The following is a 24,976-nucleotide window of genomic DNA, read 5'->3' on the forward strand; positions in this document are numbered from 1 at the left end:
CGGGCGGCGCTAGTGTCGCGTGCTGCTCAGCGCTTGGGGCGGGAGACCCCGGACATGTAGGCGCTGATGCCGCGCCGGTTGATCGTGCCGCCGGGGATGATCCGCGCGTTGGGTGGCGGGGTGGGGATCTTCCGCTTCGCACGCTGGGTCTTGTCCCCGCCGATCAGATGGCTATTGTCGATCTTGGCGGCGCAGTCATCGCCCTTGACCTCGTCGTACGGCCGACGGCAGCCCTTGCAATAGACCTCGAGCGCGTCGACGCGCTGTCCCTCGGTGGCTTTGAACGAGCCGCGGTAGTCGGCGACGCTCGCGATCTTCGGCGTGACCTCGACCTCGGCGGCCACAACCCAGACGTGGGAGAGGTCCGGCGCTTCGGGTTCGGCGGCGGGCTCCGATGGGGGAGTGGTCTGCTGCTCGGGTGTGGGCCCCGGCGTGGCGGCCGGGGGCGCGACCGGCTGGGAGTCCGGCTCGGGTTCGAGCCAGGCGAAAAGGCTGTCCTGCAGATGGGAGCGGCCGGTCTCGGGCGAGAGGGGGGCTGTCGCGGTCGTCACCGTTCCTCCGGATCACTGCGGGGTTGACGTAAAGTGCAACCCCCTTCACTGCCGGAACGCCAACGGCCGTGTTCTGTTACACCTGCAGCCCGACGCACCGGAGTGCGCCGGGCACATGTCATTGAGACGCGAGCTCGGCGGGATACGAATTCTGCACAACACCGTCTTCCAGGTAGACGGTCTCGTCGATGGCAAGTGCCTGCAGAGCGAAAAGGACCCGCGGCCTCGCCATAGTGGGCAGCCGGCTAATGACGACATCAGTGGGCAACACACGCAGCTCCCCACGCGGATCTCGGTAGGTGAGCGGGGTAACGTCACCGCGGGACATGGAAGCGGTCGCGAGGACGTGTGTGATGACCTTCCGCCGCCGCATCTGCTTCTGGTCCAGCACGACGCGCCGCAGAACAGGGATTCCGCTCATTGCGCCACCTAGAACGTGCTGGGCTGCCTGCCACGGACTCTCTCCCACGTGGACGGCGTCGACGGGTAACACGATGCTGCCCAGGGTCTCGGCCACCAGCAAGCAATCAGCCCCGACCGGGACGAGGAGCTGAACGCCGACCACCGGCGGCCGCCAGTTCTCGTATCCACCGCGACGGCGTGCCGCAGGTATCGCAGCCGTGGCCGGCATCACGCCGGATCGCCTTGTACTGCGGCCACGATCTCATCGAGATGCCGCGGCTGGCTGGTGCTGGGAATGGGCACCACGTGCGGGCCCTGGCCCAGAAGCCAGTGCAGAGGAGCAGCGGGCCCGTACGCCCGAGCCAAGTTTCCGGCGGCGAGCGGCCTGTAGGCCACGTAAGGGATGCTGAGATCCTGACACACCTCCACGACGGGATCGTCGCGGTCGATCTTGTTGAGGACGTTCTGCACCGCGGCGACCGGCTGATCCTTGAGCACCCTGCCGAGGTCCTCGGGTGTGACCTTCGACAGGCCGATGTGCCCGATCTTCCCCTCGTCCTGCATGGCCTGCATGACGGCGATCTGGTCGTCGAGGGCCACCTCGGGGTCGATGCGGTGCAGGTAGCACAGCTCCAGCCGGTCGACCTTCAGGCGGCACAGGCTGGCCTCGACGCACGCTCGCAGGTAGAAGGGGTTGCCGAGGGGCACCCACTGGCCTGGAGCGGGGCGGACCAGTCCGACCTTCGTGGCGATCAGTACGTGTTCCGGGTACGGGTAGAGCGCGTCCCGGATCAGGTGCTCGACGGTGTGGGGGCCGTACGCGTCGGCGGTGTCGATGTGGCTGATGCCGTGGGTGTGCACGGCGTGGCGGAGGACGCTGAGCGCAGTGTCGCGGTCCGTGGGGTCGCCCCAGGTTCCGGGGCCGGTCAGGCGCATGGTGCCAAACCCGAGCCGGGACACCGTCTTCCCAGCGATGGTGATGGTGCCTGCGGGCGGAGTCATACCAGCGCCTCCTTCAGACAGCGCTCAACGGCGACGTTGACGGCGTGGGCGTGGCTGTCGGGGTCACTGGTCACTCGCTGGTGGGGGATGCCGTCGTCGGCCAGGAGGCGGTGCGCGTGCTGGTCGACGAGCTTGCGGTAGCGGGGGTCGTAGTCGTGGCTCGTGTCGACGGGCACTTCCTCGTCGAGCATGGTCGCGAACAGCAGGTCATACTTCGGCAGTTGCGTGGCGGCGAGCGCCAACAGGCGTTCGCGCTCAAGGCGGGGCGCAGTCCCCCCGCGGAACTCCAGCGCGGCGTGCCAGTAGGCGAGGGCATCGTACGAGGCCCGGTCGACGAGGACGACTTCCGCGCCCAGGGCGAGCGCGGCGATCTCGTCGGCGACTCCCTGCGTGATGATCCACTCGGTGGACTGCGCGGTGTGGTGCTGCATCTTCGGCAGGCCGGCTTCCGCAGCGCGCTTGCCGAGTCGACCGGTGCGGGCCACGGTCATGCCGTGGCCGCGCAGCTCCATCTCGATGCGCTTCAGGAGCGTCGTCTTGCCGGTGGAATGCGTGCCGAGCACGCCGATCCGGATGGGCTGGTAGGAGGTCACCACAGAGTCGGGTCCTTTTCTGGTTCAGGGGCACCGGGCAGGCCGGGCGGCACAGCCGCGGCGATCAACTGGTCCCAGGTCTCGTATCGGGAGGCCATGGCGATGAGGAGCTGGGCCGTGGCGAAGGCGTCGAACGTGGCCCTGTGCCGCTGGGCGGGGGCCTCGCTCAGGTCGGGCTGCAGGTGCTTGATGAGGGCGTCCAGGCCATAGCCGCCCAGGCCCGGGAAGGTCTTCTTGGCGAGCCGGAGCGTGTCGAGGACGCCGGCGGGCTCCCAGCCCGGCAGGTGCGCACGCAGCACGCCGTAGTCAACGTGTGCGTTGTGCGCACAGATCCAGGCCGTTCCCATGAAGGCGTGCACCTGGTCCGCGATCTCCGACCATGCCGGCTTGTCGGCCAAGTCCTTGTTCGACAAGCCGTGCACGCGGGTGGCGAAGGCGGTGACCGGCCGGTTGGGGCGGGTGAGCCACGCCTTCGCGGTAGTCTTGTCGAGGCTGCCGTCCCGGACGGGCAGGGCTGCGACCTCGACGAGATCGGGCGGCGTAGTGCCGTTGCCTTCGACGTCGACGACGAGCAGCGCGGGCCAGGTGCCGAAGTTCATGGTGTGTCGGTTCCGTTCTCCGCCTCCCAGCCGATGGGGGCCCGGCCGTGCTGGCGGTAGAGATGGGGATGCTCGCGGGCGTGGCACTGGAAGCCGAACCCGTGCTGCAGGAAGTAACGGGGCGGCTCGTCCAGTCCCTCGACGACGATTGCACGGTCATTGACCTCAACGGCGCCAACTGCCCCGAGGGCGCGCGCCGCGCGCTCGACGTCCGCCAACTCCGGCTTGTTCCATGCCTTCTGGCACAGAGCGATCTGCTCGGGCGGACAGATGTTGCACAGCTCGCGCACCCCGAAGTGGCCGTTGTAGTCGGCCTCTCCATGGGCGTAGGCGACTCCGCAGCTCGTCTTGCGGAACAGTGCCCCCCAGGGCAGGCCACCGGGCAGCCGGCTCGCGTCGAAGGTGTCCAAGATGCGCTGCTCCGCCAGCTCCGGCATGATCTTGCGCCGGGCCGTGTCCTCGTACGGCATCGGCAGGCCGTGCGCCTCGTAATAGGCGGCGATCTCTTTCCGGAAGAACAGGCCCGTGAACACCGTGGCGTGTGCATGCAGCGACAGCTCGCGGGCCCGCTCGATGTGCTCGTCGGAGTCGTTGAGGCCCGGCACGATCGGCCGCCAGTAGTTCACGACCCGATAGCGTTCGGCGTGCTCGTGCAGCATGCGCAGGCTGTCCGCCGCGTACGTGGAGTTGACGGGCTCGATCGCGGGGTCGTCGATGCCGGAGTGGGTGACGAGCACGGTGAGCCGCAGGTTCTTGAAGGTGTTGAGGACGGCGCAGTCTTCGGCATCCACCCGCCACCGGGTGATGATCAGCACGTGGTTGGTCAGGCCCTGGTCGTCGAGGAGCTGCAGCACGCGGAAGACGTGTGGCTTGACGACCGGCAGCATTGGGTCGGTGGCCCGGTTCAGGAGCTGGATCGGTGTCTTGTGCGGGCGGAAGTATTGGTGGTCGACGAGCTGCTTCACGGCGTCCTCGTCGCTCATCAGGCGCCGCGGGGTCTTCATGCCGAAGTTGTCGAACAGGTGGCGGACGCAGTAGCCGCACTCCAGCGGGCAGCCGACGATGTGGTTCACCGACAGGCCCGACTTGCGGTACTCGATCACGTCGGCGAGCTCGGGTTTGAGTTCAGCTATCTGCGCGGGGGTCAGCAGGGGCAGTAAGCGGCGGGCCGCGACAGGAGCAGTCACTAGAGCCTCCGGAGGCTGGGGGCGGTCAGCGGTTGGTGTGCGTGGGCTGGGGCGGAACACCGTTCGAGGTGAGGAGCAGGCGGCGGCCGGCGCCGAACCAGGTGCCGAGGTCCCGGCGGGCCGCATCCGCGTCGTCCGAGGTGTGAACCAGGTTGTGGACCAGGCGTTTCTCGGTGAGGGCGCGTTCGAGGCTGTCGTTGCCGAGGTCGCCGCGGATCGTGCCGGGCGCGGCGTGGGGCGGGTCGAAGTGGCCGATGAGCTGGCGCAGCCGGTTGTGGATGCCTGGTTCCCCGTAGGCGAGAGCGACTGTCACGGCCTTGCCCGCGTAGGCGTCGTCCAGGCAGGCGGGGATGTCTCGGTCGGGGAACCAGCCGCGGTCAACGAGGAGATCCCAGTAGTGCACGTTGGCCTGCCATGCCTGCACGATGACGTCCTGGCGGTTGGCGATGGTGCAGCCGGCGGACTCGATCCGCTTGAGTACGGCGTCCACCAGGCCGCGCTCGACCGCGTCCGGCTTGCACAGGACGACGGAACAGCGGTCGAAGTCGGAGACCTGCAGGGGGCGGCCGGACCCGTACCAGGTGCCGAACTCGTGGCGGGCGCCGGCCGGATCGTCACTGGTGTGGACGAGGTTCCGCACGAGTCGCTTCTCGGCGCGTGCAGCGGCGAGGCTGTCGTCCCCGAGGTCGCCGCGGATCGTGCCTGCCACCGCCCGGGTCGGGTCGGTGTGGCCGATGAGCTGGCGCAGCCGTGCATGGAGGCCGGGTTCACCGTGCGCGAGGGCCACGGTGATCTGCCGACCGGTGTACGCGGCGTCGAGGTAGGCGGGCAGATCCAGTTCCCTGGGGGCGGTGTCGGCGAGGAGATTTCGGTAGACGACGTGCGGCTGCCACGGCTCGGCGATCAGGTCCAGGCGATTCGAGACGGTGAAGCCCGTGTCGGAGATCATCCCGAGTACGCGGTTGACGAGGCCGCGCGCCACGGCGTCCGGCTTGCACAGGATGACCGCCCAGCGCTCGAAGTCGACGCCTTCCACCACGGCGCCGCTCATCGGCCTTCCGCCGCTCACTTAGCACCCCCGGCCGCAGCCGCCGCGCAGGCCGGCCACTTGCGTTCCATGAGCCAGCGCAGGCCGGGGTCGAGCGCGGCCAGGACGCCCGGGTCGAAGGCCATGGTCTGGTCGTGCTGGACCTGCCGGTACAGCTCGAACAGCATCAACACCTGCTGCCAGTACGGATCCAGGCCCAGGCCGCGGATGTGTTCGGCGCTGTAGCGGAGTTGGTTCGTGCGCAGCGCCTCTTCGTGCATAAGGACGTGCGCGATGGTCGCTCCCTCGGTGCCCGCTGGCATTGCCGGGAAAGCGAATGAGGGCACGGTGGGACGTGAGTCGGCCTCGGCCAGGACGCGCTTGACGCGCTCGGCGTTGCGGTCGTTGACGTGGGCGGACCCGATGAAGTGCGTGTACGTGCCGAGCTCCAGGCCGAGCTGGATGGCCGCGTACTCCTGGATCATCGTGAAGGAGAAGACGTCAGACAGCAGGCCGCAGTCGAGATCGTTCGCGCGCATGTTGCAGACCACGTGCAGATGCCCGTCGCGCGGGAGCAGATGCAGGCCGGCCAAGCATGCGACGTCGGGGTTGTTGTGGTCGGCGAGTTCCTTCGCCTTGAACACCGGCAGGTAGCCGCGCTTGCTGTCGGGCTCGGTCAGCAGTAGCTCCATCACTTGGTCGAACTGCGACTGCTTGGTGCTGCCGTTCGTGCTGAACAGCGCGTGGCCGTACGCGGAACCGCCGAGGCGGATGCCGTCGACGCTGCTGGCGCGCATGGACGGGGCGTAGTAGCCGATCATGTCCAGGTCGCGGCGTCCAGCGAGGTACCAGAGCGCTTCGGCGAACTGGAACACCGGGTTCGCCTTGCGCTCGGCGATGTACGGCAGGCGCTGGCGGGGGTTGGTGAGGCGGAACCCTACGCCGATGACCTCGCGGGCGTCGTTGCCGCGGGCCGAGATGTGGTGTTCGGCATCCTCGGTGGCCAGCCGGAGCAGGGCCAGGTAGGCGCCTTCCACACTGGTGAACTCGGGGGTGGTGAGCATGGGGCTCCAATCGAGGGGGGTGGTGTACCTGCGCCATGACCTGGGATCGGATGTCGTCCGGGCCGCCGGGCAGGGGGCCTGCCCCCGGCTGTGGTTGCGCACAGGGCGCCGGGGGCAGGTGTTCATGCGGTGCTGGGTCTGATCGCCTCGGGGTGCGGATCAATGGGCCGGTTCGTAACGGCGAAGACCAGGTGCAATGAGTGCCCCGGAGTATCAGGGGTGCTGACGTCGTGCTTCATGCCGTGCGGCAGAACCATCACGTCCCCTGCCCGCATCACGATCTCTTGCGGAGCGGCCTGGGCGATCGGCCAGACCAGCCACCGCTTCACGCCCGAGAACTGCACGATCAGGCCCGTCCAGGCGTCATCGTGCGGGCCCAGGTTGCGATCACCCGCGAGCGATTCGTAGGCCGTGCAGACCACTTCGCGCCGCAGCAAGCCGGCCAGATAGAGCGTTGCCAGGCTGACCCAGCTATCGCTCCGCACATGCAGGCTCTCGTACACCCGGGTCCTCGGCCGGTCTAGGTGGCACCCGGCGACATCGTCCGCGTGGTCAGGGCGGACGAAGCCGTCGCCGTCGGCCAACGCCACCGTCTGGCCCGGCTGTCGCGCGTCCGCCAGCGGCAACCGCCGATCAGCGAGCCACTCCGCAGTGAACACGCTCCTCTCGCATATGAGACGGTCGGGCGCGAGCAAGATCCCCTGCACAGCCGTCGCCCACAGCGGAGCGAGAAAGGTAGTGGCCGTCGCGAAGGGCGAGTTCAACGTCAACATGACTCGTCCTTCTGGTTGGCCATGACGTACCAGTGCGTGCCGTCCTTCTTCATGCAGTTGCTTGCGCGCGCCAGCAACGCGTACGTGTTGAGGGCGTGGTCGCCGGGGTCGAGGACCTGCGTCGCGTGAAGCACGTCCGTCCTGTCCAGCTCGGACAGCTTGTGCGGCCGCAACTCCACCACACGCCGTTCCGTGTCGACCGACTGAACGAGAACCTCGTCCGGGGCGAGGTCCAGGTCGTGAGGCGTGTGCATGAGCCGGAAGGCACTTCCAGCGGGGTGCTGATCCAGCAACCGGCTGATCTCACGGAACAAGTCGGTCTGGTGCTCGACCAACGTGGGACCCGTAACAGTCATCTGCTACTTCTCCATGGTGTTATGAAATGAGATGGGATGTTCGAGGCGTGGCGCCCGCCCGCCAGGGGGGGAGTCGGACGAGCGCCACGCCAATGCGGGCGTCCAGCTCTCGGGAGTGGCATTGCGAAATCACTGGACGATCGTTGCGGCCCGGCGTGAGGGAACAGTGCCTTGTGCTGTGAGGGAGCAGTCGGATTGGCTCCCCCGCGCCGGGGGTGGGTGCCTGCCCGATGACCGCAGGCCGGATGGGCACCGGGTCACCGGGCAGGGGTCTAGGCGGCCAAGTCGTCGCTGTACAGCGGTACGCCCAGGAGGCAATGTTCGATGCGGCGCAGGGCGTGGTCGACGGCGAGGTCGCCCACGTTGGCGCGCTCGACCCAGCGTGCTTCGCCCAGACCGCCGGCCTTGGTGACGGCCGGCTCGACGTCGTCAGGGATGTCAACCCGGTAGACGTAGTTGGTGCCTTCGCGGTGCTGTCCCGGCTGCTCTGGGACGTGGTCGACGATGACCATGCGACCGGCCGTCGCCCGAAGGGTCAGCCTCTCGGCGAGCAGGCGGCTGAGGGCGCGCCGGGGAAGTTCGTTTGCGGCTGCTGAACCTCCCGGCAGGCCCCACTCGGAGACGGCGGCCCTGTACGGACGGCTGACCATGAGAACCTGTGTGCCCCTGGTGATGAGGGCGAGGGCCCCCACGCGGCGGGGTGGGGGGTCCTGGAACCAGTCTCGTGCCTCTTCGTCCCGTGTCTCTTCGGGCATGACGCTCCCTGGTCTCGATGATGACGGTGGTAGGCCCACTACGGCAGTCCGACAACTGCCGCACCGGGGTTGGTGCCTGCCTGGTGGCCTCATGCCGAACGTCATGGGTTACCGGACAGAGGTCTAGGCGGCGTCCCTCCACTTGGCCTCTTCTGCGGCCATCGCGCGCAACTCCTCTGGAGACACGGCTTTGACCCCGTGAAGGCTGACGACGGTGAAGTTGGCCAGCGTCCAGCGGATTTCCTTATCGCCGACGTGGACGTGCTGAAGATCGCCAGGCCGGGAGCCAGGACTGGGAAGAGGAGCCAGCGTCACCGGGTCGTGGACTACCCCGGCCACACCCCAGAGCGGGTTGTACTCAACGAGCGCGGCAGCGTGCCCCCGCCCGAGGGGAGGGCAATTCTCGATCGCCTCCACCGCGCAGAGAGGATGCACGGGCGGTGCGGCGGTGGTCTCCCCTTCGGCGATCGGGGTCGCGGCACCCACCAGGTGAAGCGTGCGCTCGTCATCGGCCCGCCACCCGAGCGCAGTGTCTCCGCACACCTGGCACAGGCTGTACCGCACGGCACGCTTCTGGCGGTGCGTATTTATCCGGTTGAAGTCCGGCCGGCCACGGCCCTGGGCAAGGCCGGAGCGCACCCACAGTGCCTCGTGGCGCCGGTCGGTCACCGGGTGCTCGTCCTCGTAGCCGATGCCCTCGCCGCCGCGTCCGACAATCCGGATGACGGGCGGCTGGGGCAGGACCTCCCCGGTCCACGCGGTGATGTACGGGACGCGCGTGCCGTTCCAATAGTGCTGTTGTTGCGTCATGGCTCCACCACCCCCGGGGGAAGCACCGCGCACACGGTCTTGCCGGAGCCATCGTGGTGCAGGAACCAGCCGAGCATGGCCCCCAACTCCGCGACCCTCCGAAGGCCTCGCCCCTTTTCTCCTCGGGCTGCGGCTGTGAAGTCTGGGAATGACGGATTGCGGTCGGACACGTCGATGAGGAGATCGCCCGCTTCGTCTACGGCGGCACGCACGAAGATTGTCTGCGTCTCCGCGTGGTCAGGCAGTCCATGACGTACTCCGTTGTCAACAAGACGGGTGAGCACCTCCTCGGCTTGGAGAATGGCACCCACCCAACCGAGCGCGGGAAGGCAGTAGCGGATCCACATCCGTCCAGCTCTCAGGGCAGAGGTACTGCCGGGCAGTTCAGTCTGCAAGGCGGTAACGATCGGCGATGTCTGTACTGCTACTAGACGGTTTGCCCCAACATCCTGGACGGGCGGCTGCACTGTGCGAAGGAGCTGCGGCAGCGCCCGGTAGACCATGCTGGCCTGGGTGGGCGCTCCGCCGAGCAACTTCCGGGCGTGCGCGGCAATGTCGTCAACTTCCCAGATCGACACCTGGAGTTCGTCCAACGCGTACTGCTTCTGCGTCCTGCCGCGGGCCAGCGCCTGGATGTAGTGGAGGACGTCAGGAGGAAGCCAACCGGTGTCTTCAGGGTCTGGAACATCAAGAGCCCCATGGACACGCGCGCGGAAGATGAGTTCTGGTAGGCGCCCGTGCGACTGGCTGCGTTCGGCGCCGAGCTTCTTCGCCACCGCGGACCACATTCTTCCCAGGCCGGCCGCAGGAATGCGGTGCTTCTCCTCAGACAGCTTCTCCGTGATCCCCGAACTTCGAAGGCCGAGCGCTGCTAGTGCGAGCGCACGCCGTTCCGGCAGAGATAGAGACACGGCATCCGCTGGTAATTCGGGACGTACGAGGATCGTCACAGATGGCCCCTCTGAGCAGGTACGACGTCTTGTGCGGGAGAGCGCGTCATGGGGCGTTGTCTCCCATCAGGTCGAGGATCGCGAGGATGGCCAGGGCCAACCGGCGGAGGTGGCTCAGCTCGTCCTCGAGACGAGGGTGCTCTGCGCTCTGGTAGATCAGACGTCGCATCTCGTCGACCGGGTACGGCCGGACGAGGTACGGCACAAGCTCCACGAGCTTGGTGGTCGCCTCCCGGAAGCGCTTCACGATGGCTCTGGCCTCCCGTGGGGCGAGGTCCGCGTACGGGCCGAGCACGGCCTCCAGGTCGTCGTACGTCTGCTCGTCGATTGCCTCGCTGGCGAGGGAACGGCGCAGGGAGTGGAGGATCGTGCCCAGCGTGTCGTGATCGTCGGTGGTCCGACGGCTCAGCAACTGCGTGGCGACGTCGAGAGTCACTGCGGCCATCAGGCACTCTCCTCGGGGAGAGCGAGGGAGCACCAGGTTTCTGCGCCGTCGTCGTTGGTGCCCCATCTGCCGCCATGCTCGGTGACAAGGGCCTCGACTAGGGCAAGGCCGCGACCAGATTCGGCGTCCTCGTTGGCGTCCTTCCGCGTGGCACCGCCCGGCATGCCGTCGATGACGGTGATGCGCAGAAAGCCGTCCCGGACGCTGAGACTCAGGGTGATCTCCTTGGTGCCGCTGTGCAGTACGGCGTTCGTGAGCAACTCGGAGACGATGACCATCACTTCGTCGATCAACGCGCCGAGTCCGCAGAACCTGAGCTTGGCTGCAGCGATTCGTCGCATAGCGCCTACTCGGGTTGCGTCCTGGGGCCGGGGCGGATCGTCGCCAAAGCGGGGCGCGACGGAGATCCGCTCGCTCATCACTTCCCCGTCGCGGCGTGGCACCGCGCGAGGAGTCCGTACGGCTGTCGTCGTCATCACGTCCTCTGGGGGGAGTGCAGGAGCGACCTGACGGCCGACACAGTCCTGCGCAGGGGGGTTCGTTCCGGGGGACCGAGGAGGGCCTGGGCCTCCGTGATGCACCGCGCGAGCGGGACCGGGCTCGTCAGCAACGGCGCCCCGCCGATGGCCTGTTCGTCGTCTGGCGGCTCCAGCCACTGCGCGAGCAGACCGGCCGGCCGAGGTGCGGGCACGAGGATCACGTGACCGGCGCTGAGGCAAGCGGGCCGAGGACGGCGTTCAGGCCACTGGGCAGTGGCCATCAGACTGTTCCAGCGCAGCGCAGTGCCCACCGGTACCAGCACAGCCGCAGAACGCAGGCTGGTGAACAGCACCGCGGGGCCGAGCGGCTGCTCGTACTGGGCGAGGAGCCGGTACGCCGTACTGATCAGGGATCGGTCGGCCATCACGATGTCGAAGGCCATGCCGCACTGGAGTCGCCGAGGGAGGTGGGCGTTCTCCCGCCACAGACTGACCGCCAAGTCCGGGTCCGGGGTCGCTGTGGCGAACCACGCGGACAGTGCCTCAACCTCGGCGACTTCGCGGGTTTCCATGAGCCCTCCCGGCATCACGACGGCACGCGCGGTGTGTGCGATGTGACCCAGTGCAGCGAAGGCGCTGAGCGGTGACCAGGGCTTTTCCCCGGAACTCTGCCGGGCATCTACCGGAACTTTGGCGGCTCTTTCACCGGCCCTTTCCCTCTGACCAGGGCTTTCCGTTGACGAACTCTCACGCGCCGCCACCAGAGTCGCTACCGTGAGGGCGAAACCAGACGGCGAGGGGTGGCCCATGCGTGAACTCAAGCGGTTACGCATCAGCGCGAACCTGTCGCAAGAGGCGGTGGTTGAAGAACTCACCGACCTTGCCAGGCGCCTCCACGCCGAGCGCCGCATCAGCAAGCCCCCAACGTTCAGCGTCCGCCACTTGCGCAAGTTGGAGAACGAAGAACCTCCCCCCTGGCCTCACCCCGATGCCCGCGCTGTGCTGGCGGGCTACTGGAAGCGCCCCGTAGAGGAACTGGGACTGCGGCCGCCGGCGGACGACGGTGGCCTTGTGGTGCTCACGCCTGTGCCCCTGCTCAGTCAGGCTCCCTCGTCCGGCCCGTTGCTGGTCGCCGCCGGATCGACACCGCTCACGGATGCGGCTCCGCCGTGGCTGGCTGAGACCACCACCAGCACCAACCGTTCTGGTGAGTGGCGGATCGTGCCGGAGGAAGTGGAGTTTCTGTCGGCCGCTGCCGATGACAACTATGCGATCGACCAGCAGTTCGGCGCGAACCGGCTGTGGCGTCCAACCCGGGCGCATCTAATCTGGACGCACCACATGATCGACCGGGGTACCTACGACGATCCGCTGGGTCAGCAACTTCACGCCCTGGCGGGGAAGCTCACCACGTCGCTCGGCTGGTTCTGCTACGACGCAGGCCTTCAGACTCAGGCGCGTCAGTACTTTTCCGAGGCACTGAACGCGGCCAACTACACGAGCGATGACGCGCTGGCCAGCCGCACGCTGAGCAATATGGCCAGACAGGCTGTCGACCTGAACAAGGGACGCGAAGCCGTGCGCTTCGCCAAGCTCGGCCAAAGGCACGCGGAACTCTGGAACGCGCCCAGCCGCGTCACGGCCCTCCTTGCGATCCGCGAGGCGCAGGGGCACGCCCGGCTCGGAGACGACTTCAACTGCGAGGCCGCCATCAAGCGAGCCTGGCAGGAGTGGGAGCGCGGGGACGACGAGCGAGACCCGGACTGGGCCCTGTTCCTCAATCTCGCCGAGTTGACCTGTTTGGAGGGCATGTGCCGCCTGGACCTCGGCCAGATGGCGCGCGCGCAAACGCTCCTGGCGCGGTCCGAATCGCTGCAGGATTCCGCCCACTCCAGAAACCGGGGGATGTGCCTCGGCCGGCTATCGGTCGCGGCCGTGGAGAACGGCGACGTAGACCATGGTTTGGCGGCCGCTACGGAAGCTCTGCGCCTCGTCGAGAGCGGGATGTCTTCCACGCGGACGGCCGGACAGTTGAAGATCGTCCATGACGGCATGCTTCCCCATCGGTGCGCCCGTGGCGTTGGGGACCTACTAGAACAGATTCGTGCTCACGTCGCGTGAGCCAGCAAAGGAGAGTGCACCGTGGACCCGGAGTTCCAGCGGCACGATGCGAAGTCGGCGCAGGACGTAGTTTCCGAGCTGGTTGACGTCTATGCCAAGGTGTACGACGTTCCCCCATATATCGGTGACCCGTTCTTCTCGGTCGACTTGTTCCGAACCCGCCTGGAAGCAGCGTTCGACACCGAGGGGTTCGAGACCGTGACTGCCCGTCTGGACGGCCGGATCGTTGGGTACGTACACGGCGCGACCCTGCCCGCAGACAAGCCCTGGTGGGCCTCCCTCGGTGACCAACGGCCTACCGAGCTGGTCGACTTGGCGGAGGCCGGGGGCATCTTCTGGCTCCGCGAACTGATGGTGCTCCCCGAACTGCAGAACCAGGGCCTTGGGCGGCAGATCCACGACACGGTCATTGCCGGTCGCGCGGAGAGCATCACGGCCCTGACCTGCATCGTCGATAACCAGCCTGCCCACGATGCTTACCTGCGATGGGGATACTCCATTATGGGGCAGATCAAGCACGCCCCAGAATCGCCACTTTATGACGCGATGTACTTGCCCTCTCGCTGAAACACGGAACGCACATGACGCAAACGATCACTCGCACGAGTCCCACCCCGGTCCCGGAGACCTCTGGTCGCCGGGACCGGCTCACGCAAGGCCCCGACGTGCTGTTCTGCTACGGCACGCTGCAGTTCGATGCCGTGCTCGAGGCGCTCCTGGGGCGGATACCCGAGCGGACCCCAGCGTCCGCGCCTGGCTACCGAGCGGCTGCACTGGCAGGCCGTGTCTACCCGGGCCTCGTCCGGGCGTTCGACAGCTCGGCGGCTGGCGAGCTACTGACCGACCTCAGCTATAAGGAATGGGAGATCCTCGATGCGTTTGAGGATCTCCGCTATGAGCTGCGCGAAGTCGCCCTCTCCACGGGCAAGCTGGGATGGGCGTACGTCTGGCCGGGCGGGGACGTCCGCCCGGAAGACTGGGACGCCGAGGAGTTCCAGGCCCAGCACCTCACGGAGTACGCGGCTCGCTGCGCGCGGCTCGCTCCGAGCCTCGCCGCGGGACTACCCAAGGGCGAGTAGCACGAGCGGCATCCGAGAGCGTTCCCCGCGCTCGGATGCCGCTTCATCCCCCCGTCGGGGCCCTCGGGTTGTGCACGGGGACCTTGTCGAACGGGTCCTTCTTCCCAGCCTCCGCCGGGCGCACGTAGACCTTCCGGGGGATGGACGACCCCTTGGCCCATCGGCCCGCGTCCTCGAGTTCCTGATCGGTGGCACCCGCCTCGGCGAGGTCGGTGGCGCCGCCCGCGCGCAGACCATGGGAGGTGACTGGTCGGCCGTCGCTCACCAGCCCGGCCTTGGCGAACCAGTGCTTCACCCGCTCGTTGACGACGTGCCCCCGAAGATGCACGCCGCGCTTCGTGGCCGTCTTCGCCCGGGTCTCCTCCGTCGCGGGCATGCCGTTCTTGATCGGGCCGCCGCATCTCCAGGTCCAAGGTGAGCGTGTCCCGCAGTGAACAGCGAAAAGCTCCAGTCGCGGTCGTGTCTCCCCTACGATCTCGCTATGCTCCGACTACTCATCGACACGTCTGTTTGGTTGAATATTGCAAAGCGCCGGGACGGCCAGCAGATCATTGTCCCCCTGCGATTGCTGCTGTCTCAGAAGAAGATCGAACTCCTTGTCCCATCTCTGATCCTGGACGAGTTCGACCGAAACCGCCCGCGCGCAGAAGCGGCAACATCGACGAGCGTTCGAGAGCGCTTTCGAGTTCTCCGTCAGGATCTTCAAGATTATGGTGATGACGAGGCACAGCGTTGGATTGCCGAAATGTCCCACCAGATCCCGTACGTAAGTGCTCGCTCTCTCCAGAACTTCTCTGAAATCTCAGATCTGCTGCGCGTAGGGACACAACTTCCGTCGAGGGACGCGGAGCATGCGGCCGTCGTCAGGCGTGGCCTCGAAAAGCGGGCCCCGCTCCATCTCGACAAGAACAGCGTGGCTGATGCGCTCTTGGTTGAGCAGTATGCAACCGCCCTTGGTGCCGGATCGGGCGAAGATCAGTACGTCTTTGCGACGGCCAACTACATTGACTTCTCGGTCCCTAAGGGCGACCGACGCCAGCCCCACGACGACATTGCTAACCTCTTCACAGCATCGAACTCCCACTATGTCTATGACGTGGATGGCCTGGTCAAGGTTCTCGGAGAGAAACTGGGCAGCGATTATCTCGATGAAGCCGATGACGTGGAATTCATCCAGAACGCATCCGAGACTCGATCACTCGCAGATATTCTTACCGCCGAGCACGAATTCTTTGACAAGATCTGGTATGGGCGAAGTGTGATTCGTGAGGAGCTTCATCCGGAGAAGCATTCCGAACTACCAGAGTCGATTAAGGAAGGCATGATGGCAGCCCGAAAGCGCGTCGAGGACACGTATGGCCTGGAAAGCCTTCCGCCAGTCGATGATTGGGAATGGGGCTTCATGCACGGCAAGCTCTCGGCTCTGCGCTGGGTGCTTGGGGAGGAATGGGACTTCCTCGACACGTGAGCGTCGACCAAGGTTCGAAGGCGCGCCGCAACCCCGACTTCCCTCCGGCGCCGCATCATGCCCGGACCTGATCAGTCAACTGCTGCATCCCCGGGACAAGCTGAAACAGCATCTCCTGTTGGGCCCTGTCCGATCCGGCTCCGTGGGCGGTACTCCGGCGACCGTATGCGGGTCCGGCATCTTCGTCCGTCATCGGTGCACTCAACTTTCGATGACATCGATCAACCTTCACTGACCCGGGACAACGTCGTACGTCGGCAGCATGGACGTAGATGTCGGACAGCACGGCAGAATTCAGTAGCGCACGATTCATTTCAGTGCGTTCTTCAGTGCCGCACCGAGAGATTTCACTGATGGCTGATGGCCCTCCGAGGTGCGCGGGGCGAGCAACTATTTGGCCATGGCGATCGTCTTTCGGGCATGACGTACCCGAGCCCTGCACCGTCCCCGGCTCTGCCTGTCTGGCCGCACTGCTGCCACGGCACTACCCCGGAGGATCCGGTCGGCTGCCGCGGCATTCACGTCCCCGGCCACACCTCGTGTCTCGCTCACCTGGCGGACACCGACCGTGACGCCTATCTGGCCAGCCTGGCCCCCGGCGCCGACATAGATCACCGCGGCACCCCCTTCACCGAGGAGCTGCTGAATCGGTTATTGGGAGCCCTTCGCGACCCTGCCACCGGACACCCCCGCCTGGGCGCCGCCCGGTTTACGTCGGCAACCTTCCAGGGTGGGGCCTGGTTCGGGTTGGCGACCTTCCAGGGCGACGCTGAGTTCGGGTCGGCGACCTTCGAGCGGGCCGCCTGGTTCCCGTTGGCGACCTTCAAGCGCGAAGCCCGCTTCCCGTCGGCGACCTTCCAGCGCGCTGCCTGGTTCGGGTCGGCGACCTTCGAGGGCGCCGCCTGGTTCCCGTCGGCTACGTTCGAGGACGCCGCCGCATTCGAGTCGGCGACCTTCGAGGGCGACGCCCGGTTCGGGTCGGTGACTTTTCAGAGCGGCGCCTGGTTCCCCTCGGCGACCTTCCGGGGCGACGCCCGGTTCGAGCAGGCCGTTTTGAGTAGTCGGCAAGTCTCGGGCCGCTGGTGTGCGCCGGGCGGGTGATGCTGTCCGGGGCGGTGTTCGGCGGCCCGGTGACCCTCTCGTTCGCCACACCTCGCCTTGAGTGCCGCCGGACCCGCTGGTCGTCAACGGCCGAGGTGCGTCTGCGCTACGCAACGGTGGACTTCGCCCATGCGGTCTTCGAATATCCCCTCACGATCGCGGCGGAGCCGGATCCGTTCGTGCTCCCCGACGGCCGACGGCTCGCAGAGGAGCCCTTCGCCGGCGTGCTCGACGCCGCGGTGCGGATGGCCTCGCTGCGCGGAGTCGACGCGGCCCACCTGGTCCTCGCCGACGTCGACCTCACCGGATGCCTGTTCGCCCGCGCCTTGCACCTGGACCAACTGCGACTGGACGGCGCCTGCACCTTCGACACGGTTCCGCCCGCAGTGCACTGGCGGGGCTGGCGACCCATACGGTTCACTCAGCGGCGCACTCTTGCAGAAGAACATCACTGGCGCGCGAGCCAGCCGACGGCGGTCCGGGGTTGGAATGTGGCTGTGTTCGACGCCGGACGCGTCGGCCCGTTGCAACTGGCGCCGGTTTACCGGGCGTTGCGCAAGGCGTTCGAGGACGGCAAGCACGAGCCTGGGGCTGCCGACTTCTATTACGGCGAGATGGAGATGCGTCGCCACGCCGACGACATCCCCCGAAGCGAGCGGAGCCTTCTGACCGCTTACTGGGCGCTGTCCGGCTACGGAATGCGCGCCTCCCGATCCCTGGCGTGGCTCGGCGCCGCCATGCTCGTCACCATCGTGCTGCTGATGGGCTTGGGGCTCCCCCAGGACGCTCCGAAGCAGGAAGCGACCGGCACCGTCCCTACCGGCGGAGGCAGCGTCACCTTCGAGATCGACAAGGACGATCCGCAGAAACCCCACCGGCGACCGGTTCACCGGCGAGCGCTTCGAGAAAGCCCTGAACATCACCCTCAACTCGGTTGTGTTCCGCTCCGCCGACCAGGACCTGACCACCGCCGGCACCTACATCGAAATGACCTCCCGGCTGGCCGAGCCCGTTCTTCTGGGCTTGGCAGCGATAGCCGTCCGTAACCGCGTCAAACGCTGACCCCGTTGAAGCAACTGGTGCACCCGAACCGGCATAGGCCGTCGCACTCTTCACGGACATGTGGGCATCGCGCTGGTAAGGAGTGCCGGTAGTCACACGGCATACCTATACGGCACGGTACGGACCCGCTGACCAGTGGAAACGCTGAAACCGTAACAGGAATCGAGGCCCCGACGTACATGTCATGAGGGCTGGCCCGCACTCGCCCCCAGCAACAGGAGATGCCCCTCCATGAGCACCCCACGGCCCGTGTCCCTACAGTGGTACGACAACCGCGGCATGCCCGTTGCGCCGACCTGGGACCGTGCCCACCTGGTGGACAAGGTCATCAACGCGTACGCGCTCAACGGCACAGTCCTCGACCGCGACGTCGTCGACCTCCACCTCGCCGAGGCCGCCGACAAGGCGGCCTGTTCCCTGCTGCGCGACCAGTGGACCGATGGGTTCCCCGTCGCCGCGTACTCGGAACTCCTCGCAACGATCGCCGCACTTCGCAGCGTCCTCGGCTACTCCCCGACGCCGACGGCCGTAGACGTCAACACCTGGGCACGCAACCTGCGGGACGCCTCCGCCGAGGCCTCGGGGAACGACAAGGACTTCCACGAGGTCCGGATCGTCGAGGGCCCGCACATGGGCGTCCTACTGGGCGTGTGGGGGCCGAAGACGCCGCAGGAGCCGGACACTCTGGCCGGTCCGCTCCTCATGCCTACCGAGGTTGGGGACAGCAAGAACATGGAGTTCGGCACCGCCTACTACCGGCGGCTCAAGTGGCCCGAACCGAACACCGGACGGTGGGAGTACATGCTCGACCGGAAGCGCCCGTTCCCGGCCGCAGGCTCCCGTCCGCGCTTCCTTCCCGTCCCTGCTCAGGGCGGCTGCCCGTGATATCGATCCTCTCCGCCGTCATCCCGTCCCCGGCCGCGGACGCCGCGCACGAAGCTGCGCACGAGACCGCGGCCCGGTTCTGGCAGGGCGCCTACTCGGTGGCCTGCCCGACGTGCCACGTCCAGGCCGGCGAGCTCTGCCTCGCCCGGCGCAGCATCCACGCCGCCCGCCGGAGCCTGTACCTGCAGAACCCGAAGACCACCGGCCTGGTGCCGCTCCTCGTTGGGCGCGTCCGATGACAGCGATCACCACGGCGGCCGGGGCCGCGCGGAAAGCCGTCGCCTGGGCGACGTCCGCCGAGGACGCCGACAAAGCCGCGCGCGACCGTCGCCAGAAGGGCAACGAGTGGGCCTCCCGCCGCGGTGGGGCCGGCAACGCCGCCGACTGGCACGAGCGGGCCGAGTCTTGGGAACGCACCCGCGACAAGGCCGTGGCCATGGCGAACATGTGGGCCAACGTCGCCGGCGTCATGCACCTGGCCGAGGAAGGTGAACCGTCGTGACCGCTCTTGCCGTTGAAGCCCCGGCCGCGCCCGAGTGGTCTGGCCGCCTGGTCGTACGCGCCGCGGACCGCCCCCTGCTGCACATCGCGGGGGAGGGCGTCACCGCCCCCGCCATGCCGGTGTTCACCGTGCCCCTGGAGTGCGTGCCGGACGCCGAGCAGGCGCCGGGCGTACGGACGTGGGACGGGCCCGTGACGGAGGCGAGTATCTGCCCGGCCTGCCTGCGCTCGCTTCGCGGAGAGCCGGAGCCGGAACAGCCGCGGCTCGTCCCCGCCGGCGTCGCCGAGGCCCTGCCCGAACCGGGCGCCGAGCCGGATGCCCGCGGCCGCCACCTTCGCGCCGTCCCGGACCTGCCGACGTACGCCGAGGCGCCCCTGCCCATCGAGCACGCCGGGCGCCGGATCACCTGGTCGGCCTGGAAGCCGGCCCCGATCATTTACCACTATGACCCGTCGTGTGAGTGGTGTGGTGATTCCGCGCACGGCGAGATGACCAGCGGTCGTTCGGGACACCCGACGTCCGAGACGGTCCCACTGCGGATCTATCTCGCCCGCCGGTGCACCTCCTGCCAGTTGATGACCGCATACGAGCAGGTCCCCGGCGACTTGATGGTCATTGCCCACCACAAGTCACGCGCCCCGAAGGACTGCAACCGATGACCGCCGTTGCCGAAGCTCCCGGCCTCCCCGATCTCGAGCAGCGCCTGGCCCTGGTCGCGTGTGGAGAGAACACTCGGCCCGGTAAGACGCGGGCCTGCGACTCCTGCAGCAACAAGAGCGGCACCCTGCTCCGTATCACCGCGACCGGGGCCGCCGACGCCCTAGCCGCGGCGATATGCGGCACCGGGGACTGTCGGGTCCGGACGTGCGACCCGTGCAAGGAGAAGGCCGTCCGGATGATCCACCTCTACAACGAGGAGGCCGAGTGACCACTGCAGTCGCCCCGCCGAGCACCGCCGCGGTTGCCTTCGACCTCGAGGGCGGTCTCATCGACGTCTCGAGCATCCACTACCTGGCGAACGACGCCTCCGCTTTCCACCGCGCGAGCCTCGGATGCCCGCCCAACCGCGACGTCGTGGCAGCCGCACGGCACGCACACGAGAGCGGGAAGACCGTCCTCGTCATGACCGGCGGGGACAAGCGCCTGGAGCAGCTCGTAGCCACGTGGCTGGTGCGTAGTGGCGTACCCGCCACCCTGATCCTGATGCGACCCGCGGCGACTACCGGCCCGGCGCCGTAGTGAAGCGGGAGCGACTGCGCGCCGCCCATCGCCAGTTCGACAGCTTCACCGTGTGGAGCGCCGACCCGAGCGTGACCCGCCTGTCGGAGCAGGAAGGTATCGACGTCATGCCGCTCCCCGGCTACTGGGGGTGCGCCCCAGTGACCAGGTCCGGAAACGAGACTCGAAGCCCTCTTGCAGGGCGGTGATTGCGTAGCCGAGACCCCCAACTTGCTGATCTTCAGGGGTAGATGAGGTATCGATGGACGCATGAGCGATAACTCGAAGCCTCCGGAGTGGCCGCACTGTGGTGTTGGAGCCGATCCAGTTGACCCCGTCGGATGCCGGGGCATCCTCGCACCGATGCAGAATTCTGTGACTTGCCTACCCCATGACCCAACCCTCCAAGAGGAATACCTCGCCGCCCTCACTCCTGGAGACAATATCGACCTCCGCGGCTGCATAATTAAGGAAGAGTTTTGGAATGAAATCTGCTCATCGGTGAACGATGGGGAAGGTCCTAAATTCGGGCGTACTCGATTCAATGAAGCGATATTCGATGGCGATATCGTGTTCGATGACGCCAAGTTCGGTGACGCAGACTTCCGGCGAGCAGTCTTCACGGGCGGCCCATCCTTCGTAGGGCCTCATTTTGCAGATAATGCATCCTTTGAGGATGTGCAATTTGGCGGCATGGTGAATTTCGAAGGCGGCCGATATGAAGGGACTATGTTCTTCGAGCGAGCCCAATTTGCCGGGGATGTGGTCTTTAGCGATCTCACATTTACGGTCGGGAGCTGGTTCAATGATGCCCGGTTCAGCCGAGGTGTCTCATTTCTGGGCTGTCGGCTCTACGGAGGCTTTTGGTTCACAAAGGCCAACGTTGCAGGGACGACAAACTTCATGGATTGCTCGCTAGGTCCAGCCACATTTGTTGACACGGTGTTCGCGGGGGAAACCAATTTCGACCGAGCATCATTTGCTGGCGGCTGCAACCTAGAAAAGACGCGAATCAATCCGGCGCCAATATTCGGCCCAGTCGTTTGCGAGGGGCCACTGAATCTAACTGATGCACAGATTACGGCGCCAGTGGTGATGGATGTTTCGGCCACTGAGATATGGCTAATCGATGCTACGCTGCAGGAGTCCGTCACACTCCGGGCGAGATATGCGGCGATTGATTTGACCAGGGCCCGTTTGTTCTATCCGTGCACCATAACAACCGATCACGCTCCTAGTGAACGGCCAGATGAATCTCGTCTTGCTTTGCGCGCACTTGTCGAGGTCACATCCAACCAACCAGTTCGAAATTGGGTGCATGACTCGGCCACCATATCGATAGTCTCCCTTGAAGGCGTTGACGTCTCTTTTCTTTTGCTCTCTGATGTCAACCTGGTCCGTTGTGAATTTGCCGGGGCGCACCATCTCGATCAGCTTCGCCTTGAAGGATACTGGAATCTCGGCGAGTCGCCCGTATTGGACCGGCGCGGCATTTTCCCTTTTCAACCAACCCGGCGTCTGGTGATAGAGGAAGAACGGAAATGGCGGGCACTCCGCAACAGGCGTGACTATGAGGCAGGGGGATGGGGGCGCCGTCCCGAACGGGAGCAGGATGTTCCAGGCCTGGCAACACTTACCACCACCTATCGCCAGCTTCGCAAGGCCCGTGAGGACGCCAAGGATGAACCAGGCGCTGCGGACTTCTACTACGGTGAGATGGAGATGCGCCGTCACAGCCGAGCATGGAGCGATGCAGAACGCTGGCTGCTCCAGGCGTACTGGCTGCTGTCCGGCTACGGGCTGCGCGCCTCGCGGGCGCTCGGATGGCTGGTCGTGGCGATGATGGCGACGATCCTTTTGATGATGGGCTTCGGCCTGCCGCAGGACTCCCCCAAGCAGGAAGCGACGGGCACCGTCCCACCGGGAGGCGGCAGGGTCACCTTCGAGATCGACAAGGAGGATCCGAGGAACCCGACCGGCGATCACTTCACCGGTGAGCGCTTCGACAAGGCCCTGAGCGTGACGCTCAACTCGGTCGTGTTCCGGTCCAGCGGCCAGGACTTGACCACGGCCGGCGGGTACATCGAGATGGCATCCCGCTTCTCCGAGCCGGTCCTTCTCGGCCTCGCCGCACTGGCGATCCGGGGGCGTGTGAAGCGGTGATCTCGTAAGAGCCGAGTACAGCACCAATCGTCCACGGCGTGCCCATTTCCAATCTTGGACCCGTTATTCCGCGAACGCGCCGTTCCCTGCTTCACTCGTACCCATCGATGCTCCGCTGTCCGTTGGAGTATGCCTTGATTCCGTGGCAACTTCGGTGCAAGCGGCGGAATGGTGCAGCAAGGCGCAATCGGCGGCGCGAAAGTGGAGTGGCTTCTTCTCCCTCCGATCACACAGAATCGCTGTTCGGGCTCCTCGAGGGAGGCCGCAAAGCAAGGCGCGCGGAAGGAGAAAATCGTCCTGGCTGGTTGGCGCCAGAGCTCCTGTCGTGTCCGTGTCGCAGGTTCGTGCGATGATCCCCCGTCATGGGGAGACACATCTGGGGGAAGACGGTCGGCGCGCTGGTCCTGGCCGTGACCGTGGCGGCCGCGAGTGGCTGCAGCAGCTCAAGCGACGAGGACACCGCGAAGCCGGCCGCGAAGGCGAAGACGCTGAGCGTGAAGGAAGCGACCACCACGTTCCAGGCCGCGGTGACGAAATTCGATACGGACGGCGGTTGCCTCGAGCAGGAGCCGGGAACGTGCTGGGAGCAGATGCAGGCGCTCATGAAGCCCGCGCGCGACCTGCGGAAGGCAGCGAACGCCGACAAGGGCACGGGGCCGGAGTTCTGGTCGGAGGCGTACGCGCTGATCGACACTATGGAAGACGGCATCGCCGTGGGGGAGGACCAGGGCGTCCCGGTCGCCGACACGGAGATGGCGGCGACGATGTCGAACCGGGACGACGTCCTCGGCTCCGCCCACAAACTGTCGGACTGGCTCGACGCGCACCCAACTTCGTAGCCACCAAAGCAGGGGGCCCGTACAGCGTCGTATTGTCCCTTAGTCGTGTGCTCAGGCTGGGACAAGGAAGGACGGCACACCGGGCGGTAGCGGTGAGCGCGATGTCGACGCACAGGCGGAGCGGCGTCGGCGTACGGGCGCAGGATCGGCAAGTAGTCGACGGGAGTCGCTCGAAGTTGCTTAGTCAGCGGGAGGTACGTCGCGTACGACCACGTCGAGAGTGGACACCCTCCGTACCGAGGCTCCCTCGTACGTGCGGCCCCTCCGGTACGGGTGAAGGGTGAACGGAACCTGGGTGGCGCGGCTGGTGAGCTCCGCGACGGCTGTGTCCGCGCGGGTCCATTCGACATGCGGTAGCGCAAGGTTGTTGAAGGCGTCATTGCTGAGGGGCTGAGGTAGCTCGGCCCGCAGCACGGTAAGGCGCGAGTCTTCAGGGTTGGGTGTGAACAGCACCGAGGCCGTCAAGCCGCAGCCCGACGCAGTGGCCCCGCCCACTTGGTCAGAGACGACGACTCCGCTGAGGTGCCAGCGGACGATGGCCGTACACCACTCTTGATCCCCGATGCGGTACATCTGGGCCGACTCGATTGCGCCGACAGTCGCGTGGCTGGCCACCCACCCAAGGGCCGGAATGATCGCGTTCTCGCTAATGCCCACCACGGCGTTGCACGCAAACGATCCGTCCACGGGAAGGTAGCCGCCTGCCTGCACCGCTGGCGGGACCTGCTTCAAGACATCCGGACTGTTGAGGATGCCGACCACGCGGTCCAGGTCCGTCGCCGTCGGCTCTGTGAAGTGCGTGACCACCTCGTCCAGATCGGTCCAGTGGACGAACCTAACTTCCAGGCCAGCGATGTCATCGCACATGGGAGACGGGTACACCGTGCCGTCACCGAAGTCCTTGGTGTTGGCGCTGGCGAAGTAGACAGTTTCCTCGGGGTGTTGCCGGGCGTACTCGACTGCAGACAGCCAGATTGCGGCATCCCGGGAACCGGTCTTCGCGCCCTTCGACGTCTTGCATGGAGGGAGGCAGTTCGCCTCTCGGAACGCCGCCTCGCGCAAGGCCTCGTTGCTCGTCGGGATCGTCTCCACGACTTCGCTCCATCTGTCTCGCCAGTGTTCGCGGATGCTGTCCGTCTCGCACAGGCCAATCGGCACCTCCAGCCCCCAAGGAGTGGCCTGCCGCAGGGCCTCAACGGCTTGAGCTGCCGCCTCGAACTTCTCCTGATACTTGATGGCCTGCTGAGCGGCCAGTTCCTCCATGACCATCCACGGGACCCCGACCCGTTGGGCGCCGATCGCCCGGATCGCACGCAGCAGATCGGCGCTGCTGCTCTCCGGGCCGAAAGACCGAAGGATGCTCGTGTCCAGAATGATCAATGCCCGTCTCCTGTCGACCTGTTGAGGTGATCTTCCAGGGTTCCAGTTCGTACGCGCGCGTGCATCCGAATACGTCCCGCGTGCGTCCCTACTGCTGAACCGGAGGGGGTTGTGTGAGGGACGTAAGTGGCCAGCGGCAGGCGCGACTTCGCCTGGCCAGGCAAC

At 66.4% G+C, this 24,976-nt stretch carries 32 protein-coding genes; 14 read left to right on the forward strand and 18 right to left on the reverse strand.

Annotation, left to right across the window (positions count from 1 at the left end):
• Positions 1-26: 26 nt before the first annotated feature.
• The 16 genes from IM697_RS44645 to IM697_RS18335 all read right to left on the reverse strand — a co-directional run bounded on the left by IM697_RS44645 (position 27) and on the right by IM697_RS18335 (position 11,565).
• Positions 27-551 carry a hypothetical protein gene (locus IM697_RS44645; protein ID WP_228044735.1) on the reverse strand — a complete coding sequence of 175 codons (525 nt, stop codon included), beginning with the start codon at positions 549-551 and terminating at the stop codon, positions 27-29.
• Positions 552-669: 118 nt separating this feature from the next.
• The gene (locus IM697_RS18265; RefSeq protein WP_194048756.1) at positions 670-1,068 is read right to left on the reverse strand and encodes a hypothetical protein; all 399 of its coding nucleotides are present in this window, start codon (positions 1,066-1,068) and stop codon (positions 670-672) included.
• A 113-nt stretch (positions 1,069-1,181) separates the two neighbouring features.
• Positions 1,182-1,955 carry an aldo/keto reductase gene (locus IM697_RS18270; protein WP_194048757.1) on the reverse strand — a complete coding sequence of 258 codons (774 nt, stop codon included), beginning with the start codon at positions 1,953-1,955 and terminating at the stop codon, positions 1,182-1,184.
• Positions 1,952-2,548 carry an AAA family ATPase gene (locus IM697_RS18275; protein WP_228044737.1) on the reverse strand — a complete coding sequence of 199 codons (597 nt, stop codon included), beginning with the start codon at positions 2,546-2,548 and terminating at the stop codon, positions 1,952-1,954. Before IM697_RS18275 ends, IM697_RS18270 begins: the two co-directional genes overlap by 4 nt.
• Entirely contained in the window at positions 2,545-3,147 is a 603-nt protein-coding gene (locus tag IM697_RS18280) for a 3'-5' exonuclease (RefSeq protein ID WP_194048759.1), read from the reverse strand. Before IM697_RS18280 ends, IM697_RS18275 begins: the two co-directional genes overlap by 4 nt.
• Positions 3,144-4,334, reverse strand: coding sequence for a radical SAM protein (locus tag IM697_RS18285; RefSeq protein WP_228044739.1), 1,191 nt, complete (start codon positions 4,332-4,334; stop codon positions 3,144-3,146). Before IM697_RS18285 ends, IM697_RS18280 begins: the two co-directional genes overlap by 4 nt.
• Before the next feature lie 25 nt (positions 4,335-4,359).
• Entirely contained in the window at positions 4,360-5,385 is a 1,026-nt protein-coding gene (locus IM697_RS18290; protein WP_228044741.1) for a nucleoside-diphosphate kinase, read from the reverse strand.
• A gap of 14 nt (positions 5,386-5,399) precedes the next feature.
• Positions 5,400-6,425 carry a thymidylate synthase gene (locus IM697_RS18295; protein WP_194048760.1) on the reverse strand — a complete coding sequence of 342 codons (1,026 nt, stop codon included), beginning with the start codon at positions 6,423-6,425 and terminating at the stop codon, positions 5,400-5,402.
• 122 nt (positions 6,426-6,547) lie between these two features.
• On the reverse strand, positions 6,548-7,198 hold the full coding sequence (locus IM697_RS18300; RefSeq protein ID WP_194048761.1) for a cupin domain-containing protein: 651 nt from the start codon (positions 7,196-7,198) through the stop codon (positions 6,548-6,550).
• Positions 7,192-7,452, reverse strand: coding sequence for a hypothetical protein (locus IM697_RS18305; protein ID WP_194048762.1), 261 nt, complete (start codon positions 7,450-7,452; stop codon positions 7,192-7,194). Before IM697_RS18305 ends, IM697_RS18300 begins: the two co-directional genes overlap by 7 nt.
• Positions 7,453-7,826: 374 nt before the next feature.
• The gene (locus IM697_RS18310) at positions 7,827-8,309 is read right to left on the reverse strand and encodes an NUDIX domain-containing protein (RefSeq protein WP_194048763.1); all 483 of its coding nucleotides are present in this window, start codon (positions 8,307-8,309) and stop codon (positions 7,827-7,829) included.
• Positions 8,310-8,432: 123 nt separating this feature from the next.
• On the reverse strand, positions 8,433-9,119 hold the full coding sequence (locus IM697_RS18315) for a hypothetical protein (RefSeq protein WP_194048764.1): 687 nt from the start codon (positions 9,117-9,119) through the stop codon (positions 8,433-8,435).
• On the reverse strand, positions 9,116-10,069 hold the full coding sequence (locus IM697_RS18320; protein ID WP_194048765.1) for an ATP-binding protein: 954 nt from the start codon (positions 10,067-10,069) through the stop codon (positions 9,116-9,118). The genes IM697_RS18315 and IM697_RS18320 overlap by 4 nt, the downstream gene beginning before the upstream one ends.
• A 46-nt stretch (positions 10,070-10,115) precedes the next feature.
• The gene (locus IM697_RS18325; RefSeq protein ID WP_228044742.1) at positions 10,116-10,514 is read right to left on the reverse strand and encodes a DUF6415 family natural product biosynthesis protein; all 399 of its coding nucleotides are present in this window, start codon (positions 10,512-10,514) and stop codon (positions 10,116-10,118) included.
• Positions 10,514-10,933 (reverse strand): ATP-binding protein, encoded by a 420-nt coding sequence (locus IM697_RS18330; protein ID WP_194048766.1) that lies wholly within the window; start codon positions 10,931-10,933, stop codon positions 10,514-10,516. The genes IM697_RS18325 and IM697_RS18330 overlap by 1 nt, the downstream gene beginning before the upstream one ends.
• Positions 10,934-10,989: 56 nt before the next feature.
• Positions 10,990-11,565 carry a hypothetical protein gene (locus tag IM697_RS18335; protein ID WP_194048767.1) on the reverse strand — a complete coding sequence of 192 codons (576 nt, stop codon included), beginning with the start codon at positions 11,563-11,565 and terminating at the stop codon, positions 10,990-10,992.
• 235 nt (positions 11,566-11,800) lie between these two features.
• Between IM697_RS18335 and IM697_RS18340 the strand changes: the two genes are divergently transcribed.
• From IM697_RS18340 to IM697_RS18350, 3 genes are read left to right on the forward strand one after another with little or no spacing between them, the layout of a single operon-like run.
• Positions 11,801-13,114, forward strand: coding sequence for an NsdA family TPR-like regulatory protein (locus IM697_RS18340; RefSeq protein WP_194048768.1), 1,314 nt, complete (start codon positions 11,801-11,803; stop codon positions 13,112-13,114).
• Between the two features lie 21 nt (positions 13,115-13,135).
• Positions 13,136-13,681 (forward strand): GNAT family N-acetyltransferase, encoded by a 546-nt coding sequence (locus IM697_RS18345; protein ID WP_194048769.1) that lies wholly within the window; start codon positions 13,136-13,138, stop codon positions 13,679-13,681.
• Between the two features lie 14 nt (positions 13,682-13,695).
• The gene (locus tag IM697_RS18350) at positions 13,696-14,193 is read left to right on the forward strand and encodes a gamma-glutamylcyclotransferase family protein (RefSeq protein ID WP_194048770.1); all 498 of its coding nucleotides are present in this window, start codon (positions 13,696-13,698) and stop codon (positions 14,191-14,193) included.
• Positions 14,194-14,236: 43 nt separating this feature from the next.
• Here IM697_RS18350 and IM697_RS18355 read toward each other — a convergent pair whose 3' ends face one another.
• Positions 14,237-14,569 carry a tyrosine-type recombinase/integrase gene (locus IM697_RS18355; RefSeq protein WP_194048771.1) on the reverse strand — a complete coding sequence of 111 codons (333 nt, stop codon included), beginning with the start codon at positions 14,567-14,569 and terminating at the stop codon, positions 14,237-14,239.
• A 105-nt stretch (positions 14,570-14,674) separates the two neighbouring features.
• Here IM697_RS18355 and IM697_RS18360 point away from each other — a divergent pair, with 105 nt between their 5' ends.
• The 11 genes from IM697_RS18360 (at position 14,675) to IM697_RS18405 (ending at position 23,431) form a co-directional block, all read left to right on the forward strand.
• A complete protein-coding gene (locus tag IM697_RS18360; protein WP_194048772.1) occupies positions 14,675-15,661 on the forward strand; it encodes a PIN domain-containing protein in 987 nt (328 codons plus the stop codon).
• Between the two features lie 360 nt (positions 15,662-16,021).
• Positions 16,022-16,762 (forward strand): pentapeptide repeat-containing protein, encoded by a 741-nt coding sequence (locus IM697_RS45695; protein WP_322734556.1) that lies wholly within the window; start codon positions 16,022-16,024, stop codon positions 16,760-16,762.
• Entirely contained in the window at positions 16,759-17,808 is a 1,050-nt protein-coding gene (locus IM697_RS45700; RefSeq protein WP_322734557.1) for a hypothetical protein, read from the forward strand. Before IM697_RS45695 ends, IM697_RS45700 begins: the two co-directional genes overlap by 4 nt.
• Before the next feature lie 295 nt (positions 17,809-18,103).
• Entirely contained in the window at positions 18,104-18,709 is a 606-nt protein-coding gene (locus IM697_RS18370; RefSeq protein WP_194048773.1) for a hypothetical protein, read from the forward strand.
• Positions 18,706-18,948 carry a zinc finger domain-containing protein gene (locus IM697_RS18375; protein ID WP_194048774.1) on the forward strand — a complete coding sequence of 81 codons (243 nt, stop codon included), beginning with the start codon at positions 18,706-18,708 and terminating at the stop codon, positions 18,946-18,948. The genes IM697_RS18370 and IM697_RS18375 overlap by 4 nt, the downstream gene beginning before the upstream one ends.
• On the forward strand, positions 18,945-19,211 hold the full coding sequence (locus IM697_RS18380) for a hypothetical protein (protein ID WP_194048775.1): 267 nt from the start codon (positions 18,945-18,947) through the stop codon (positions 19,209-19,211). The genes IM697_RS18375 and IM697_RS18380 overlap by 4 nt, the downstream gene beginning before the upstream one ends.
• The gene (locus IM697_RS18385) at positions 19,208-19,870 is read left to right on the forward strand and encodes a hypothetical protein (protein WP_194048776.1); all 663 of its coding nucleotides are present in this window, start codon (positions 19,208-19,210) and stop codon (positions 19,868-19,870) included. The genes IM697_RS18380 and IM697_RS18385 overlap by 4 nt, the downstream gene beginning before the upstream one ends.
• The gene (locus IM697_RS18390; RefSeq protein WP_194048777.1) at positions 19,867-20,139 is read left to right on the forward strand and encodes a hypothetical protein; all 273 of its coding nucleotides are present in this window, start codon (positions 19,867-19,869) and stop codon (positions 20,137-20,139) included. The genes IM697_RS18385 and IM697_RS18390 overlap by 4 nt, the downstream gene beginning before the upstream one ends.
• Positions 20,136-20,450, forward strand: a complete 315-nt coding sequence (locus IM697_RS18395) for an HAD family hydrolase (RefSeq protein ID WP_194048778.1) — start codon at positions 20,136-20,138, stop codon at positions 20,448-20,450. Before IM697_RS18390 ends, IM697_RS18395 begins: the two co-directional genes overlap by 4 nt.
• A gap of 342 nt (positions 20,451-20,792) precedes the next feature.
• Positions 20,793-22,592, forward strand: coding sequence for a pentapeptide repeat-containing protein (locus IM697_RS18400; RefSeq protein WP_194048779.1), 1,800 nt, complete (start codon positions 20,793-20,795; stop codon positions 22,590-22,592).
• A gap of 410 nt (positions 22,593-23,002) precedes the next feature.
• Complete coding sequence (locus IM697_RS18405) at positions 23,003-23,431, forward strand: hypothetical protein (protein WP_228044744.1); 429 nt, start codon at positions 23,003-23,005, stop codon at positions 23,429-23,431.
• 180 nt (positions 23,432-23,611) lie between these two features.
• Here the strand turns inward: IM697_RS18405 and IM697_RS18410 are convergent, their stop codons facing one another.
• Positions 23,612-24,811: a PIN domain-containing protein gene (locus IM697_RS18410; protein WP_194048781.1), complete on the reverse strand. Its 1,200-nt coding sequence runs from the start codon at positions 24,809-24,811 to the stop codon at positions 23,612-23,614.
• Positions 24,812-24,976: the final 165 nt, after the last annotated feature.

Origin of the sequence: Streptomyces ferrugineus (assembly GCF_015160855.1) — a bacterium.
Taxonomy (GTDB): domain Bacteria; phylum Actinomycetota; class Actinomycetes; order Streptomycetales; family Streptomycetaceae; genus Streptomyces; species Streptomyces ferrugineus.